A 15,822-nucleotide genomic window follows, 5' to 3' on the forward strand; every position below is an offset into this window, starting at 1 on the left:
CGGTTTCGTAAACGGCCAATCGCCGGAACGCGGCACGACTCGATCGCGACCTCGGTTGCGGGTGCCGAACGCCCACCTGCGGGCGGAGGCCAGGCGCGGCGCAGGAAGAACGAGCTTGCCGCGACGGAAAACGGGCACTTGGAGATCGGATACGGAGAAGGCGGACGGTTACGAAGAAAAAGGGGGGCCGGTGGCGAGCAAAGAGCGACCGCCGATGACGGAGGACGGGCACTTCGTCGTCATCTCGGGGCGCCGCTGGCGGGCGACCGATCCCGCCATCCCCGAGGACGAGGCCGCCCAGCTGCGCCGAGCCCTGATGGCTGCTCGGCGCGACGTCGGCAGCGCTCTGCGCGCGGGCGTGGACCCCGCGCCGGCCCGCGCCCGGGTTCAGCTGGCCAAGGTGGCGCTCGGCGAGCGCGGCGTCCCCTGGTGGGAGCAGACGCCCGAGCAGCGACAGCAGCGCTGGGAGCAGGGTCTGCGGGACCTGTCCCCCGTGCGAGCTACCCAGGAGTGTCCACCCAGCGGTGACGATTCCGGCGCGACAAATCCATAGCGTTCAGCGCAGCCCGCGGCGGTGAAGTCGCGGACCTCATGGAGGAGTCAACATGCGTCTGGTGAAGCAGTTCCTGGCGGTTGCGGCGGTCGCCTTCGTCGGTGGTCAGGGGGTCGCCGCGGTGCAAGGGAATCCGTGGCTCACCCTGGTGCTCGGGCTCGTGGCAGCGGTGCTCGCGGTCCTGGTCTACGCATGGGTGGTACGGCGCACCGAGCACCGTGCCCCGACGGAGGTGGCCCGCTCGGGGGCCGGCGCCCGGCTGCTGCGGGGAGCGCTGATCGGGGTCGGGATGTTCGCGGCCGTCATCGCCAACATCGCCTTCCTCGGCGGCTATCACGTCCAGGGCCTGGGCTCGGTGACCGGTGCGCTGGGGCTGCTGGGGTTCATGGCCGCCGCTGCCGTCACCGAGGAGCTGCTGTTCCGCGGCGTGCTGTTCCGCATCATCGAGGAACGCATCGGCACCTGGATCGCGCTGCTGCTGACCGGGGTGGTGTTCGGCGCGATGCACCTGGCCAACCCGGACGCGTCCCTGTGGGGTGCGACCGCCATCGCGATCGAGGCCGGTTTCATGCTCGCCGCCTGCTACGCCGCCACCCGCAATCTGTGGGTGCCGATCGGGCTGCACTTCGGCTGGAACTTCGCCCTGGGCGGCATCTCCGGCGCGGCGGTCTCCGGCAACGGCGACTCGAAGGGACTGCTGGACGCCACGTTCTCGGGCTCGACCCTGGTCACCGGGGGCGACTTCGGCCCGGAGGGCAGCCTGTACACGGTGGCGGCCGGTGTGGCTCTGACGGTCGTGTTCCTGTGGCTCGCCCACCGCCGCGGTCACATCGTCCCGCGCCGGCGCCGTACGGCCGGTGACCCGGCGGCGACCGCTACAGTTTCCCGATGATCGACCTCCGGCGGGTCCCGGAGCGGTGGCGGCGCTGGGACGTCACCGTCCGGGACCTCCCGCTCGCGCTGCTGCTGGTCGTCCTGTCGACGGTGCCGGCGCTGCACAACCGCGGCACCCAGCTCGGCGAGCTGCCGACCCGTCCCTCCGACGCGCTGACCATCCTGGTGGTCGCCCTGGAGTGCCTGCCGCTGGCCATGCGGCGGCGCTGGCCGGCCCTCTGCCTCGGCTTGGTCTCGGTGGGCTTCGCGATCGACCAGATCCGCGCCTATCACACGGCGGCGAGCATCGCGCTGCCCATCGCACTGGTCAGCACGGCGCTGCATCTGTCCCGCCACCGGCGGACCACCGTGGTGGTGCTGTCCGTCGCGTACGTCCCGCTGGCCGTCGTTCTCGGCCGCAGCGGGTCGGTCGAGACCGTCACCGACTTCATCACGTTCTACCTGGCGCTGGCCGTCGCATGGGCCATCGGGGCCTGGCTGCGCCGGACCCGGTTCGCCGAGGCGGAGCAGCGCCGGCACGTCGCCGAGGCCACCCGCACCGCCGAACGCACCCGCATCGCCCGCGAACTGCACGACGTCGTGACGCACCACGTGACCGCGATGGTGGTGCAGGCCGAGGCGGCGCGCTACCTGACCGCCGCGCCCGACCGGCTCGACGAGAGCCTGACCGCGATCACCGACACCGGCCGGCGGGCCATCACCGACCTGCGGCACCTGCTCGACCTGCTCAACCCCGACCACAGCACCGAGCCACGGCTGCCGGCCGTCGGCGAGCTGCAGGCCCTCGTCGAGCAGACCCGGCTGGCCGGGCAACCGGTCGAGTTCACCCAGGACGGCACTCCGGCGCAGACGACCGGCAGTGCCGAGGTCGCGGCGTACCGGGTGGTGCAGGAGGCGCTGACCAACGCCCTCAAGTACGCCCACGGCAGTCGCACCACCGTGCACGTGCGTCATGGCGAGAAGGAGACCACCGTGGAAGTCAGCACTGAGGGCCCGGGCTCACCCGCCGTCTCCCCCGGCGGCAGCGGGCGGGGCCTCGCCGGGCTGCGTGAACGGGTCGGGGTGGTCGGCGGCGAGTTCAGCGCGGGCCGGGGCAGCGGCGGCGGCTTCGTCGTGCGGGCCCGCATCCCCGGCGGGAGCCCGTCGTGACCGCGCCGCTGCGGGTGCTGATCTGCGACGACCAGCCGCTGATCCGTACGGGATTCACCACGATCGTCGACGCCCAGCCCGACCTCGAGGTGGTCGGCGAATGCGGTGACGGCCGGGCGGCGGTCGAGCTCGCCGGCCGGCTGCGGCCGGACGTCGTGGTGATGGACGTACGGATGCCCGTGCTCGACGGCATCGAGGCGACCCGCCTGCTGGCCGGCGCCGGGGTCGCCCACCCGGTGAAGGTGCTGGTGGTGACCACGTTCAACCTCGACGAGTACGTCTACGAGGCGCTTCGTGCGGGCGCGAGCGGCTTCCTGCTCAAGGACGCCCCGCCGGCGCAGCTGCTGCACGGCATCCGCACCGTCGCCACCGGCGCCGCGCTGCTGGCGCCGGAGGTGACCCGGCAGCTCGTGGGCCGGTACGCGGCCCGGATCCGGCCCGCCGAGGACACCCCGGACGACGTCGCGCTGACCCCGCGCGAACTGGAGGTGCTGCGTCTGATCGCCGACGGCCGGTCCAACGGCGAGATCGCCGCGACACTGGTGATCAGCCACGAGACCGTGAAGACGTACGTGTCGCGCATCCTCACCAAGCTCGGTCTGCGCGACCGGGTGCAGGCGGTGGTCTACGCCTACCGCAGAGGCCTGATGACCTGAGGGCCGGCGGCCGGCTGCTGCTGGGTGGCCCAGAGCGCCAGCAGGCGCAGGTTGTCGTGCGAAGCGCTGCCCGGATCGGTGGTGTAGATGAACAGCGTCTGCTCGTCGTCGCCCGGCAACGCCAGCGCCTCGTACCGGATGGTGATCGGTCCGACGGCGGGATGCACCATGTGCTTGGTGCCGTGGGTGCGTTCGTGCACCTGGTGCCCGTTCCACCACGTACGGAATTCCGCGCTCTTGATCGTCAGCTCCCCGACCAGCTCGCTGAGCAGCGGATCGTCGGGGAACCGCCCGGCGTAGAGCCGCAGCGTGCCGACCACATCGGCCGCCACGGCCGGCCAGTCGCCGAAGGCCTCCCGCGCGGCCGGGTCGAGGAACACCCACCGGGTGTAGTTGCGGTGCCGCGGCGGCAGCCGGGTCCAGTCGGTCAGCAACGCCCGGGCCAGCGTGTTCGACGCCAGGACGTCCGTTCGGCGGCCGATGATGAAGGCCGGGTGCTCGGTCATGGAGGCGATCAGCTGCTGCAGGGCGGGCCGCACCCGCTGCACCGGTACGGGCTGAGCACGGCGCCGGGCCGGACGGGCCAGATCAGTCAGGTGGGCCCGGGCGGCGGCGTCGAGCTGGAACACCCGCGCCAGAGCGTCGAGGACCCCGTCCGACGGACTCGTGTGCCGGCCCTGTTCCAACCGCGTGTAGTAGTCGACGCTCACCCCGGCGAGCTGCGCCACCTCCTCGCGGCGCAGACCCCGTACCCGTCGACCGGTCCGACCGGCCGGGCCGGTGAGGCCGACGGCCTCCGGTGTCGTGTCCGCCCGGCACTTCCGCAGGAAGTCGCCCAGCTCCGCGTGTCCCGCCATGCCTTCATGATTGCCGCTCGCGGGCCTGCTGCCCAGCGGTTGGGTGGGCATGGCGTGCCCAGGCAGGGCTGGGCCCGGCTGACGGTGTCCGGACCCCGGTGCACGGCCGCAGCATGGGATCCGTCCCCCGCCGGGGGACTTCATCCAAAGGTCAGCCTGAGGAGGCTCCCATGCCCTACCCCACCACCGGACCCGCCACCTGGTTCGTCACCGGCGCTTCGCACGGCCTCGGCCGCGAGCTGGTCGGGCAGTTGCTGGAACGCGGGCACAACGTCGCCGCGACCACCCGCTCCCCGGAGAGGCTGACCGGGGCCCTGGCCGCCGTCGACACCTCCCGGCTGCTGGTCCTGCCCGTCGACCTGGCCGACGAGAAGGAGGTCAGCACGGCCGTGGGCGCGACCGGCGACCGCTTCGGCGGGATCGACGTCGTCGTCAACAACGCCGGCTACGGCCTGCTCGGCGCGGTCGAGGAGGTCACCGACGCCGAGGCCCGGGAGCTGTTCGACGTGCAGCTGTTCGGGGCGTGGAACGTGCTGCGGGCCGTCCTGCCCGGCATGCGCGCACGCCGCAGCGGCCACATCATCAACGTCTCCTCCATCCTGGGCCTGACCGCCTTCCCCGGCTGGGGCCTGTACTGCGCGGCCAAGTACGCCCTGGAGGGCCTGACCGGATCGCTGGCGGCCGAGGTCGCGGACCTCGGCATCCGAGTGAACTTGATCGAGCCCGGGTACATGCGCACCGACTTCCTGCGTACCGGAAGCCTGCGCCTACCGGTACGGACCGCCGAGGGCTACGACGCCGTCCGCGAGATGACCGACACCCACCTGGCCATGCCCGGCACCCAGCTCGGCGACCCGGCCCGCGCCGCCACCGCGATCATCACCGTGGCCGAGGCCGGCACCGCGCCGCTGCACCAGATCCTCGGCTCGGACTCCTACGCCCTGGCCACGACCCGCATCGAGAGCCTGACCGCCGACATCGAGGCCGGCCGGGCGCTCGCCACCACGACCGACATCACCGAGGCCGCGGTCTGATACCCGCAGGGCATCACAGGGCCACCGATCCGTATTGGCCGCCCACCGTCGCAGCCGGAGGCTGGGAGCCGGAAGTTGACGAGAGGATTCACATGAAGGTCTTTCTCACCGGAGGTTCCGGCTACCTCGGCCAGAGCACCATCGCGGCGGTGTCACACCGTGGGCACGCCGTCACCGCCCTGGCCCGCAACGAACGGGCCGCGCGGCTGGTCGCCGGCGCGGGTGCCACACCGGTGACCGGCGGCCTCGACGACCTCGACGCGCTGCGCGCCGCGGCCGGTCGCGCCGATGCGGTCATCCACCTCGCGCAGGCCGACAGCGCCGAGGCCGATCTCGCCGCGGCGCAGGCGATGCTGGACGGCGTCGGCTCCGGTGTCTACGTGCACACCGGCGGGACGTGGGTCTACGGCGACACCGGCGGGGTCGCCGACGAGTCGGCGCCGTGGAACCCACCGGCGATCGTCGCCTGGCGGCGGGCCGTCGAGGAAGCGGTGCTGAGCCGGGCGGACAGCGGCGGCCGGCCGGTGGTCATCCGCCCGGGTCTCGTGTACGGCGGCCAGAACCGGCTCATCGACGACTTCTTCACCGGGCCCGGCCGGCAGCAGGGCGCCGTCCCGTGCATCGGGGACGGCACCAACCACTGGGCCCTCGTGCACGTCGAGGACATCGCCGAGCTGTACGCCGCCGCCCTGACCGCGCGGCCGGGTGCCGTCTACAACGGAGTCGCCGGCGTCGATCCGCGGGCCCGGGACGTCGCCCTGGCCATCAGCACCGCGATCGGCCTCGACGGCAAGGTGACCTCGCTGACCCTGGAACAGGCCCGCGAGCAGATGGGCCCGGTGGCCGACGCCTTCGCCCTCGACCAGCGGTTCACCCCCGCGCGGGCCCGGGTGGAACTGGGCTGGGTGCCGCGGCACGTCGACCCGCTCAGCTGGTTCAGGCGCACCTCCGCCTGAACCAGGAGCTGGACAGCGTGCGAGCCGGCGCGGCTCTCCGCGCCTGCACCTGGCGTTACGATCGACGCCTGCGGGCTGACCCGCGCCGACCGGAGGACGCCCGTGCCCAGCGATCTGGATCTGCGGAAAGTACGCTACTTCCTGGTCCTGGCCGAGACCCTCAACTACAGCCGGGCCGCCCAGCAGCTGCACATCGCCCAGCCGGTGCTGAGCCGGCAGATCCGGGCGCTCGAGGACGACCTGAAGGTCCGGCTGTTCGACCGCGACAAGCGCCGGGTCGAGCTGACCGCGGCCGGCGAGTCGCTGCGGGTGGACGCCGGCGCGCTGATCGCCGCAGCCGACGCCGCCCGCCGGCGCGCGGTGCGGGCGGCCCGCGCGGCGGGGACCTTCACGATCGGCTTCATGCCCGGGCTGATCGTCACCCCGGCCGCGGCGGCCCTGGAGGCACGTCACCCCGGCCTGCGGGTCGAGGTGATGCGCACCGGATGGGACGAGCAGGAGCAGGTGCTGCGCGACGGGCGAGCCAACGTCTCGTACGTCCGGCTGCCCGTCGACGAACGCGGCCTGCGCCTGCTCCCCCTGGGCAGCGAGCCCCGGGTCGCGGTGGTCGCCCGTACCCACCGGCTCGCCGGTGAGGACGCGATCAGCATCACCGACCTCGCCGGCGAGCACCTCGTGCAGAATCCTGACGCCGTACCGGAATGGCGCGACATCGCCGCCGACATCCGCGACCGGATCCCCCGCTCGGCGCAGGAATCGCGCTACAGCGTCGAGGTGAAGCTGGAGCACGTGGCGATGGGCCGCGGCGTGGTAGTCCTGCCCGCCTCGGTCGTGGCGTTCTACACCCGCCCGGACGTGTGCGCCGTGCCGGTCACCGACATCGGCCCGGGCCGGATCGCGCTGGCCTGGGAGTCGTCGCGCCGCAGCCGCCTGATCAAGGATTTCGCCGAGCTGGCGGCCACCGCGGGCAGCCCCGCGGCGACCGCCGGCGTGCTCACCCCTCGCTGAGAGCCGCTTCCAGGACGCGTTCGTAGGTCGCCCGGGACGGCAGATGCGTGAGCAGGTGCCGGACGTTGCGGTCGGTGTACCGCACGTCCTCCGCATCGCGCGCTTCGAGCGCCAGCTCGATCTGACCCCACACGTAGTTCTGCAAGGCGATCGCCGTGCCGCTGAACGCGTCCAGGCTCAGCGGCGGCAAGCCCCCGGCCCGCGCCCGATAGCCCTCGGCCAGAGCGCGGGCTCCCGCGGCGTTGACGCGACCACCGGGATCGACCACCCAGGAGACCAGCACCGCGGCCAGCTCCCAGGCCGGTGGCAGCCCGCCGGCGTGCTCCCACCCGGTGAGGATGAGCCGGCCGTCCGCCCCGGCCCGTACGTTGCCCGGGTTCACGTTCTGGTGGCACAGCACCGCTCCGGTGGGTGCGGCCCGTTGGCCGACCGACTCCAGCTCGGCCAGCGTCGGCACGGCCCCCGCCAGCACGGACGCCCAGCCGGCCCCCTTGGCCGCGGCCACCTCCGCAAGTTCAGGCCAGCCGGAAGAGGCGAACCTTACGGAACTCCACGGGCAGGTGCCGTCCACCGGAATCCGGAGCCCGTGCAGGGTGGCCAGCATGTCCCCGACCGCGCGGGTGACGGTCGCACTGACCGGGGCGGTCAACGGCGGGCCGGACCTCAGCCACTCGTACACCCGCCACTGATGGCCGTCGATCACCTCGACCACAGCGCCGGAGGTGCTGCGGACCGGGGCCGGCAGCGTCACCCCGGCCCGCGCCGCGGCCTCCTGGAACCGGGCGTTGTCCTCGCCGTCGGTCACCGGATACACATCGTCCACAGTGCGCGGGGCCCAGCGGCCGCGATCCGTCTGCAGCAGCCAGCGCCTTCCCACCTCGTCCGGGCGGGACACGGACCGCATCTCCCCGACGACGTCACCCAGACCGAAACGGGTGGCGATCTGCCGGGCCAGGGCCGGATCGGCGACGTCGGCCCGGCCCCGCCGCCGGTCGACCTCCGCCTTGAGGTCGGTCCAGGTGCGGAAACCGTACTGCTCGGACAGCAACGCCTGCGCTTCGGCGAGTGCCGCGTCCGGCCGGAGGTCGCGCAGGCCGGCGAGCAGATCCTTGGCCTGCCGGCGCAGGTGGTCGAGATCGGGGTTGTCGGGCAGCGTCTTCATGGTGCACCTCGCTCGAGCCCGGACTCGCACGGGCGGACAGAGCGTCGGTGACCGTCGCCCAGCCTGGCAACACACGGGGTGGCTTCGAGCCTTCCGGCGAGTCGCGGCGCGTACCCGGCGCGCGGATCGAGGCTAACGGAAAGCAGGGCCTCACTGTCAACCCCGCGCCTTCAGGTGCCCCTCACGAATCCGCTGTCGTCTTTAAGGCTCTCTTATGAAAGGGCGGGCTACGGTCCTGTGATCCGTAGTCCGATGAGCCGATCGAGGTAGTCATGTTGCCAGTCATGGTCGCCGACATGGACGCCGGACGGCGCCCGCGGCAAGGGCGGTCGATCGACCTGCTGGGCGGGCGCAAGCTGGAGTACGTACGGCTCGGCCACGCCATCGTCCTGGGTCTCTCCGACGGCTACCAGGTGCTGATCGAGACCGTCACCCAGCTGCACGGACCGGCCGGCCTCGTCGACGTGGAGCCGGGCGAGAACCCCTCGGACATCCTCGCGACCCTGCTCGGCGACGTGATCCGGACAGCATGCATCCGCGAGACCGGCGAACTGCAGATCACCTTCCGCAGTGGGGCAATGTTGCTGATCGGCGTCGACGCGGACTTCGAGTCGTGGGCCGTCGCCGGACCGGACGGCCTGCTGATCGTGTGCCTGGCACGGGGTGAACTGGCCGTCTGGGGCGACCCGTCGAGGCGGGGTGGCGTACCTCGGGGTCCACTGTCGTGAGCGGGCGACGAGGACGGGTCGCGGTAGGTGTCGGCCCGCTTGTGCGGGGTCCGCTTGGTGAAATGAGCGACGACGTTCGCGTCCGGTAGGCCTGTGATGTCCGCCTGAGCCATGCCGGGACAGCGGTTCCGCCACCGTGTCGTCGGGGACCTGGACCCGCATCCCGAGACCGTGCCGGTCCCGGCCCGCCGATGACCGGCCCGCCGATAACCGGCCCGCGGATAGCCGGCCTGCCGATGACCGGCCTGCCGATGACCCGCCTGCCGATGACCCGCCTGCTCATGACCGGGCCGCCCATCACCGGCCTGCCCATAACCGACCCGCCCATCACCGGCCTGCCGATAACCGGCTTGGGCTTCACCGGCCCGCCTATCACCGGTCCACCCATGACCGGCCTGTGCTTCACCGGTCCCTGGTCACGGCCGTCTGCGCGTCCTCGTCGGTGAAGTCGTCGCCGTGGCAGGGCCCATGACCGGCCTGCGCTTCACCGGCATGCCGATGACCGGCCTGCACATGACCGGCCTGCATATGACCCGCGTGCCGTGACTGGCCTGAGCGTTCCGGCCGGTGATCCGGGCTTGCCCATGGCCGTCAGAAGGCTTCGGTCGGCTCGGTCGAGGGCGACGCGGAGCGCCGATGGCCAACTGCAGGCGGGCGGCCGCTTGGCCGATGAAGGCGTCTTGCGGCGTGTAACCGCGGCCGCACCTCCTCAGGCGTCCTAGGATCCTGGGCTCAAGAAGGGTTTGCTGCGGTCAGGATCGCGTCGAGTCCTCGGTTGAACAGGTCCTCGTCGTCCCAGCGTGCCGCGTCGAGGTGGCCAGAGGCGTTGAGCGTGGGATAGGTGGCCGGGTCGGCCGTCACGTGTCTCCGGGCCTCGTGTTGCGCTTGCGGATCTGCGGTCCGGCGCCAAGTGGCTTCGGTGAGCGCCGCGCCGATCACGTAGTTGGCCAGCAGCCGGGTGGTCACTGCCAGCTCGACGCCGGACAGCCCGCCGCGCGTCAGGGCGGCCTGCAGGAACTCGGTGCGGGCGAGCACGTTGGGGCCGAGCATCGGCCGGCCGATCAGGCTGGGCGCCCAGGGATGCCGCAGCATCGCGGTGCGCCAGTGCCGGATCAGCACTCGGGCGTCCTCGCGCCAATCGGCGGTGGCGACCGGGAGCGGCACGTCGCCGAAGATGCGGTCCAGCGCCAGGTCCAGGACGTCGTCCTTGGTCTTCACGTGCCAGTACAGCGCGGTCGGCGTGACGTCGAGCTGCTGGGCGAGGCGGCGCATCGTCAGGCCGTCGGTGCCGTGCTCGTCGAGCAGGGTCACTGCCGCTTCGACGATGCGTTCCCGGCTCAGGGGTGCGGGCCGTGGCCGGGCGGGCTCCTCGCGCAGCCAGACCGAGCCCGGGCCGAATGCTGTTTCGCTCACGGCCCGACCCTAGTACGGTCGACAGCTGATGTAACGCTGTTAAGTTGATTGGACGCCTTTCAATGCCGCTGATACGCGTACAGCTGGAGAGTGACCGGACCACCGCGCGGAAGGTGCTGGAACTGCACCAGGCCGACAGGGTCCACCGCCCGTCGCGGGAGGCTGCCCTGGCGCAGGTGTGGCGACATGGCCGTACACCGGCCGGCGAGCCCGTTTTCGTCGGCGTCTCGAACGGGGAGCCCGTCCGGCTGCTCTACGACGTGGAGGTCTACCCCGGGACGGCGTAGCGGCCATCACGCAGCGGTAGGCCCCGTTCGGTATGTATCGATGGGCATCACTACGTCGCTACGGTTTGTCCGGGCAACCGCCCGCCGTCCCACTCCTCCGGCACAGACAGGACGACCGCATGCGTACCCTCGCCCGGACACTCCTCACCGCTGCCACCGTCGCCACCGCCGGCCTGCTCATGCCGGCCGCCGCGATCGCTGGGCCCTCCCCCGAGCCGCCGCCCGTCACCCAGGTGGTCAACGGCCGCCCCGCCACCGAGAACTACTCGTTCATGGTCTACGTCTCCGGTTGCACCGGTTCGCTCATCAAAGGCAACTGGGCCGTCACGGCCAAGCACTGTCCCACCCCCGCCTCGGTCCGCGTCGGCAGTGTCGACCGCAGCAGCGGCGGCACGGTGGTCTCCGTCCGGCGGGCGGTGAGCCACCCTCGGATCGACATCAAGCTGCTCGAGCTGACCTCATCCGTGTCATACGCACCTGCACCTATCCCGACCGCGTCCGGTGCTGTCGGCACGGCGACCCGGATCATCGGCTGGGGCCAGACGTGCCCGACCCGGGGATGCGGTTCGACGCCGCGCGTCGCCAACGAGCTCGACACGTCGATCGTGTCGGACAGCCGCTGCGCCGGCATCGACGCGGCGTTCGAGATCTGCACCAACAACACCAACGGCAACGCCGGCGCCTGCTACGGCGACTCCGGTGGGCCACAGGTACGCATGGTCAGCGGGCGCTGGGCGTTGATCGGGGTGACGAGCCGCGCCGGCAACAACAGCTCCACATGTGCGACGGCTCCGTCCATCTATGGGGATCTGCCGTCGGTGCGCAGCTGGGTCGATCAGCAGGTGGGCGGCCTGCCGGCCTGACCCGGCTCTCCCGGACCGCCCAGCCGACCGCCTTTCCAACCTGCCCGCCTGACCGCTTCTCCGGACTGACCGCCTGAGCGCCTGACCAGGCCGACCGCCCGAGCACCTCCCCAAGCCCGACCGCCCGGGCGCCTCCAAAGCGGATCGGCTTGACCTACCGCGAGCAAGCCGGTCTGGCCGCCCCCGGGTCAGGCCGACTTGCTCGCACGTGGGGCTAATCAGTCTGACCCCACTGCCAAGCCGGCCGGCTCGACCACCATGAGCGGGCCGGCTCGACCGTTCCCCGACGGCCGGTGCGCGCTCGTCGCGCCGGCCCATCCGCCGGCCACACATGCGGGCGTCGAGCCATCCGTCAGCCCCCGAACCGCACCTGACCCTGATGCGGTGAACCTCAATATGAAGTGACAGGCGGCGAGTCAGCTCGCCGGCGTCTCAGCCGTCGCGATCAGAGTGGCGCGGCCGAGGATGTGACCGGCCATCGTGAATCCCAGGAAGGCCGGCGTCGCGTCCGCGGGCACGCCGATGTCTTCGATGGCGAGCGCGTGCACCGTGATGAAGTACCTGTGCTCACCATGCCCGGCCGGCGGCGCCGCGCCGACGTACCGGGCGGCACGCGCGTCGTTCGGCAGCTGGACGGCCCCGGCGGGCAGCCCGGATCCGGTGTCGTCACCCGCCCCCTCCGGCAGGGACGTGGTGCCGGCCGGGATGTCGGCGACCGCCCAGTGCCAGAAGCCCGAGCCGGTCGGGGCGTCCGGGTCGTAGACGGTCACGGCGTAACTCCGGGTGCCGGCCGGGGCGCTGCTCCAGCTCAGCTGCGGGGAGGCGTCCTCACCGCCGGGCATCCCGAACATGCCCGACAGCTGCGGCGCCGCGAGGGGCTTGCCGTCCTCCACGGATGTGCTGGTCAGCGTGAAGCTCGGCACCTCAGGGAGGCGCGCGAACGGGTCGTTGCCGCTCATGGGTTCCTCTTTCGTCGTCGACGGGCCACCGGCCCGCGATCGACTACGCTAGCAATAATCGATTATTCTGGGTAGAGTGATCGGCATGACACCGCCTCCCTCACCATCCGAGCGGATGTACGCGTCGTTGCACGCCGCTGTGCTGCATGGGGAGTTCGCGCCGGAGCAAGCCCTCAAGCCGCAGGAGCTGGCCACTCGCCACGGCGTCAGCCTCGCCGTCGCGCGGGAGGCCCTGCTGCGCCTGGCCGGCGAAGGGCTGGCGGATCGGCTGCCCAACCGGGGCTTCGCCGTACCCGCGACCGGCGCCGACCGCTGGCAGCAGATCGCCGAGGCGCGGATGACCGTGGAGCCCGCCATGCTGCGCCTGGCGATCGCGCGGGGCGATCTGGAGTGGGAGGCGCGGGTCCGGGCCGCGCATCACCGCCTCGCGGGTACGCCGAGCCACGCCCGCGAAGGCGACCCCCACTACAGCGACGCGTGGGCGGAAGCGCACCGGGTCTTCCACCGCACGCTGCTCGATGGCTGCGGCAATGACGTGCTGCTGGCGACGTTCGACCGGCTGTGGACCGCGAGCGAGCTCGCCCGCCGGTGGTCGGCGCTGGGCGATCCCGGCCGGGACGCCATCGCCGAGCACCGGGCGATCGAGGAGGCCGCCCTCGCCCGCGACGCCGACCTGGCCGCCGACCTGCTGGGCCGCCACGTGGGCCGCACAGCCGCCGCGCTGTCCCCCGCGAACGGGAATCAGCCGGAGAGTGGCCAAGCGGGTTGAGTGGGGGTCGACCAGTCGAAAGGCCCCTGGCGGACGGGCGACCACGCCAAGGCGACCGAAGCCGAGGGCGACCAAGCGAGGGCGCCCAGGCCGACGGCGGCTAGGACGTGCGGCGGGCGAGCAGGGTCGAGTCGGCGATCTCCACCGTGACGCCGTCGCGGACCGCGGTGCGGGGGCGTTGCTCCACCACGAGCGGCTCGAAGTTCTCCGGCAGGGCCGGGAGCAGTTCCTCGGCGACGAACATCGCCTTGCGGTGGCTGGCCGACAGCTGCGTGAACACCTCGGACGGCGCGTGGCCGACCACGAGCAGATGCCCGCCGGGCGCGACGGCATCGGCCAGCCTCCGGGTCACCTCCACCATCCCGCCGTCCGGCGGGTGCAGGAAGTGACTGGTGACCAGGTCGAAGGTCCGGCCCTCGGCCGCGAACGCCCGCGCGTCGACGTGCCAGAAGTCGACGCGGTCGGCCACCCCGGCCTCCTCGGCGTGCCGGGCGGCGCGGGCCAGGCCGTTGGCCGAGAAGTCGGCGCCGGTGACCTTCCAGCCCTGCTGGGCCAGCCAGATCACGTCGCCGCCCTCGCCGCAGCCGACGTCGAGCGCGGTGCCCGGCGTCAGCCCGGTCACCTCGGCGACGAGCTGCGGGTTGGGCTGGCCGCTCCAGACCTTCTCCGGGCCGGAGTAGCGCTCGTCCCAGCTCGGCGGCTCGAACATGGCCGCCGCCTCGTCCTCGGACTGGTGCCCGTGTCCGTGCCCGCTCATCGGGCCACGCCCCGGCCCGTCGCGGCGGTCCGGCCGTACAAGTTGTTGATGTCCATGCTCATCAGCGTGCGCACCGGTCCTCGCGATGACAAGTTCCGTTGCCGGAACGGCAAACGGACGGATGCCGGCCATCCGCGTCCGCGGCATGATCGGGGCATGGGTTCACCTTTGCACAATCGCGACGTGGACTGGGACCGATGGCCGGTCATCGACTACCTGGACGAGATCTACCGGGATGTGGCGCCCGACGACGACGCGGTGCTCGTGCACCATTCGGCGTTCTACCGGCGCTTCCCGCCCGGGTACTTCGCGCGGTCGCTGGAGCTCGGCGCGGGTCCTAACCTTTACCCCCTCATGCTCACCTCCGCCGTAAGCCGGGACATCGAGGCGGTGGAGCCCAGCGCGGCCAGTGTGGCGTACCTGGAGAAACAGCTCCGCGACGGCGCGGACGAGAGCTGGCAGCGCTTCTACGGCCGGTGCCGGGAGCTGCAGCCCGAGCTGCAGCCCACCCTGAGCGAGGCGCTCGCGCGGGTGCGCGTACGCCGGGGTGGCGCCGGCGATCTGTCGCCGGACACCTACGACCTGGCCTCCATGCACTTCGTCGCGGAGAGCGCCACCGAGGTCGCCGACGAGTTCCGCGACCTCTGCCTGACCTTCGCCGGTTCGGTCCGCCCGGGCGGGTGGCTCGTGGCCGCGTTCATGGAGAACATGGGCCGCTACCGGATCGGCGACGGGCCGCACTGGCCCGGGTACCCGGTGGATCAGGACATCGTCCGCGCGGTGTTCGCGCCGGTGACGACCGACCTGGTGGTCGAGCGGATCGACTCGGCCGCGACCAGCGACGGCTACGAGACCACCGGGATGGTGCTGCTCACGGCCCGCCGCGCGGGGCACTGACCCGGGCGAGGAGCTCCTGCAGCATCAGCCCGCGGCGCACGTCCAGGTCGTGCGGCACGCCGGAGCGTACGGCGGCAGCGAACTCGGCCCGCAGCACCGGCCAGCACTCCTGGTGGTCGACCCGGCCGAAGTCCAGCGTCAGCTCCCCCGCCGGGCCGTACAGGTCGATCCCGGCCTGCGAGGACGGGAGACCGACGGCGCCGGACAGCGACAGCTGGCTGATCGCGCCACCGCGGTGCGCGCAGGTCAGCTCGATCCAGCGGCGGCTGTCGCCGTAGGCGCGCAGTTCCTCGATCGGGCCGAGGGCGGCGTCGGCCAGGTCCAGCAGGTGCGGGCCGAGGTCGTACAGGGCGCCGCGGGTCAGCCGCCAGCCGGTGGCCATCGCGCCGCCGAGGAACGCACCGTGCAGGTAACGTGCCCTTGCTCCGGTGGAGGTGAACTTCGCCGCCGCGGCGAGGAATCCTCGCGTGCTGTGGTGGTAGCGCTTGGTGAGCACGAGTTGGGTGACCACGCCGCACTCCGCGACGGTGTCGGCCAGCGCGCGGGCGGCGTCCAGGTCGAGCGCGAGGGGCTTTTCCAACAGCAGGGCCTTACCGGCCCGGGCGGCGCGGGGTGCGAGTCCGGCCTGCGCATCCGGCGGTACGGCGAAAGCGACGGCCTCGCACCGATCGAGCAGTTCCTCGTACGAGGTGGCGGCGTGCGCGCCCAGCCGGGCGGCGAGGTGTGCGGTGGCCTCCGGGCGGCGCGACCAGACGGCGGCGAGGCGGGTCTGCGGGCCGGCGGCGAACACCGGCCCGTGCATCGTGGCCGCCCAGGGACCGGCGCCGACCAGCCCCACGTCGACCGGCTCGGCGTACTCGTCCTGTTCCATATCGGAGCA

The 15,822-nt window shown here is 72.3% G+C and carries 18 protein-coding genes; 12 read left to right on the top strand and 6 right to left on the bottom strand.

The features are described 5' to 3' along the window. The first annotated feature begins 214 nt into the window (after positions 1-214). From ACWEOZ_RS31935 to ACWEOZ_RS31950, 4 genes are read left to right on the top strand one after another with little or no spacing between them, the layout of a single operon-like run. The gene (locus ACWEOZ_RS31935) at positions 215-553 is read left to right on the top strand and encodes a hypothetical protein (protein ID WP_451914381.1); all 339 of its coding nucleotides are present in this window, start codon (positions 215-217) and stop codon (positions 551-553) included. Between the two features lie 52 nt (positions 554-605). Beyond that, a complete protein-coding gene (locus ACWEOZ_RS31940) occupies positions 606-1,445 on the top strand; it encodes a CPBP family intramembrane glutamic endopeptidase (RefSeq protein WP_451914382.1) in 840 nt (279 codons plus the stop codon). Next, a complete protein-coding gene (locus tag ACWEOZ_RS31945; protein WP_451914383.1) occupies positions 1,442-2,596 on the top strand; it encodes a histidine kinase in 1,155 nt (384 codons plus the stop codon). The genes ACWEOZ_RS31940 and ACWEOZ_RS31945 overlap by 4 nt, the downstream gene beginning before the upstream one ends. Then, on the top strand, positions 2,593-3,252 hold the full coding sequence (locus tag ACWEOZ_RS31950) for a response regulator (RefSeq protein ID WP_451914384.1): 660 nt from the start codon (positions 2,593-2,595) through the stop codon (positions 3,250-3,252). The genes ACWEOZ_RS31945 and ACWEOZ_RS31950 overlap by 4 nt, the downstream gene beginning before the upstream one ends. On the opposite strand, the gene ACWEOZ_RS31955 is transcribed toward ACWEOZ_RS31950, so the two are convergent. Then, a complete protein-coding gene (locus tag ACWEOZ_RS31955; RefSeq protein ID WP_451914385.1) occupies positions 3,228-4,109 on the bottom strand; it encodes a helix-turn-helix transcriptional regulator in 882 nt (293 codons plus the stop codon). The genes ACWEOZ_RS31950 and ACWEOZ_RS31955 overlap by 25 nt on opposite strands. A 170-nt stretch (positions 4,110-4,279) precedes the next feature. On the opposite strand from ACWEOZ_RS31955, the gene ACWEOZ_RS31960 reads away from it, so the two are divergent. The 3 genes from ACWEOZ_RS31960 to ACWEOZ_RS31970 all read left to right on the top strand — a co-directional run bounded on the left by ACWEOZ_RS31960 (position 4,280) and on the right by ACWEOZ_RS31970 (position 7,107). Further along, entirely contained in the window at positions 4,280-5,143 is an 864-nt protein-coding gene (locus ACWEOZ_RS31960) for an SDR family NAD(P)-dependent oxidoreductase (RefSeq protein ID WP_451914386.1), read from the top strand. Positions 5,144-5,235: 92 nt separating this feature from the next. Then, positions 5,236-6,099: an NAD-dependent epimerase/dehydratase family protein gene (locus tag ACWEOZ_RS31965; RefSeq protein ID WP_451914387.1), complete on the top strand. Its 864-nt coding sequence runs from the start codon at positions 5,236-5,238 to the stop codon at positions 6,097-6,099. Between the two features lie 102 nt (positions 6,100-6,201). Beyond that, positions 6,202-7,107: a LysR family transcriptional regulator gene (locus tag ACWEOZ_RS31970; protein WP_451914388.1), complete on the top strand. Its 906-nt coding sequence runs from the start codon at positions 6,202-6,204 to the stop codon at positions 7,105-7,107. Here ACWEOZ_RS31970 and ACWEOZ_RS31975 read toward each other — a convergent pair. After that, positions 7,094-8,269, bottom strand: a complete 1,176-nt coding sequence (locus tag ACWEOZ_RS31975; protein WP_451914389.1) for a phosphotransferase — start codon at positions 8,267-8,269, stop codon at positions 7,094-7,096. The two genes, ACWEOZ_RS31970 and ACWEOZ_RS31975, sit on opposite strands and share 14 nt — an antisense overlap. Before the next feature lie 272 nt (positions 8,270-8,541). On the opposite strand from ACWEOZ_RS31975, the gene ACWEOZ_RS31980 reads away from it, so the two are divergent. After that, on the top strand, positions 8,542-8,997 hold the full coding sequence (locus ACWEOZ_RS31980; protein ID WP_451914390.1) for a DUF6188 family protein: 456 nt from the start codon (positions 8,542-8,544) through the stop codon (positions 8,995-8,997). 732 nt (positions 8,998-9,729) lie between these two features. On the opposite strand, the gene ACWEOZ_RS31985 is transcribed toward ACWEOZ_RS31980, so the two are convergent. Continuing rightward, positions 9,730-10,410, bottom strand: a complete 681-nt coding sequence (locus ACWEOZ_RS31985; RefSeq protein ID WP_451914391.1) for a TetR/AcrR family transcriptional regulator — start codon at positions 10,408-10,410, stop codon at positions 9,730-9,732. A gap of 62 nt (positions 10,411-10,472) precedes the next feature. Here ACWEOZ_RS31985 and ACWEOZ_RS31990 point away from each other — a divergent pair, with 62 nt between their 5' ends. Together ACWEOZ_RS31990 and ACWEOZ_RS31995 are read left to right on the top strand one after the other, a co-directional pair. Next, positions 10,473-10,697, top strand: a complete 225-nt coding sequence (locus tag ACWEOZ_RS31990) for a hypothetical protein (RefSeq protein WP_451914392.1) — start codon at positions 10,473-10,475, stop codon at positions 10,695-10,697. 179 nt (positions 10,698-10,876) lie between these two features. Next, on the top strand, positions 10,877-11,560 hold the full coding sequence (locus tag ACWEOZ_RS31995; protein ID WP_451914451.1) for a S1 family peptidase: 684 nt from the start codon (positions 10,877-10,879) through the stop codon (positions 11,558-11,560). A 416-nt stretch (positions 11,561-11,976) separates the two neighbouring features. On the opposite strand, the gene ACWEOZ_RS32000 is transcribed toward ACWEOZ_RS31995, so the two are convergent. Further along, complete coding sequence (locus tag ACWEOZ_RS32000) at positions 11,977-12,519, bottom strand: YbhB/YbcL family Raf kinase inhibitor-like protein (RefSeq protein WP_451914393.1); 543 nt, start codon at positions 12,517-12,519, stop codon at positions 11,977-11,979. An 85-nt stretch (positions 12,520-12,604) separates the two neighbouring features. On the opposite strand from ACWEOZ_RS32000, the gene ACWEOZ_RS32005 reads away from it, so the two are divergent. After that, a complete protein-coding gene (locus ACWEOZ_RS32005) occupies positions 12,605-13,288 on the top strand; it encodes a GntR family transcriptional regulator (protein WP_451914394.1) in 684 nt (227 codons plus the stop codon). A gap of 100 nt (positions 13,289-13,388) precedes the next feature. Here the strand turns inward: ACWEOZ_RS32005 and ACWEOZ_RS32010 are convergent, their stop codons facing one another. Then, the gene (locus tag ACWEOZ_RS32010) at positions 13,389-14,045 is read right to left on the bottom strand and encodes an SAM-dependent methyltransferase (protein WP_451914395.1); all 657 of its coding nucleotides are present in this window, start codon (positions 14,043-14,045) and stop codon (positions 13,389-13,391) included. 183 nt (positions 14,046-14,228) lie between these two features. Between ACWEOZ_RS32010 and ACWEOZ_RS32015 the strand changes: the two genes are divergently transcribed. Beyond that, on the top strand, positions 14,229-14,942 hold the full coding sequence (locus ACWEOZ_RS32015; RefSeq protein ID WP_451914396.1) for a hypothetical protein: 714 nt from the start codon (positions 14,229-14,231) through the stop codon (positions 14,940-14,942). Here ACWEOZ_RS32015 and ACWEOZ_RS32020 read toward each other — a convergent pair. Continuing rightward, complete coding sequence (locus ACWEOZ_RS32020) at positions 14,917-15,813, bottom strand: Gfo/Idh/MocA family protein (RefSeq protein WP_451914397.1); 897 nt, start codon at positions 15,811-15,813, stop codon at positions 14,917-14,919. The genes ACWEOZ_RS32015 and ACWEOZ_RS32020 overlap by 26 nt on opposite strands. Positions 15,814-15,822: the final 9 nt, after the last annotated feature.

It is taken from the genome of Actinoplanes sp. NPDC004185 (genome assembly GCF_053603475.1).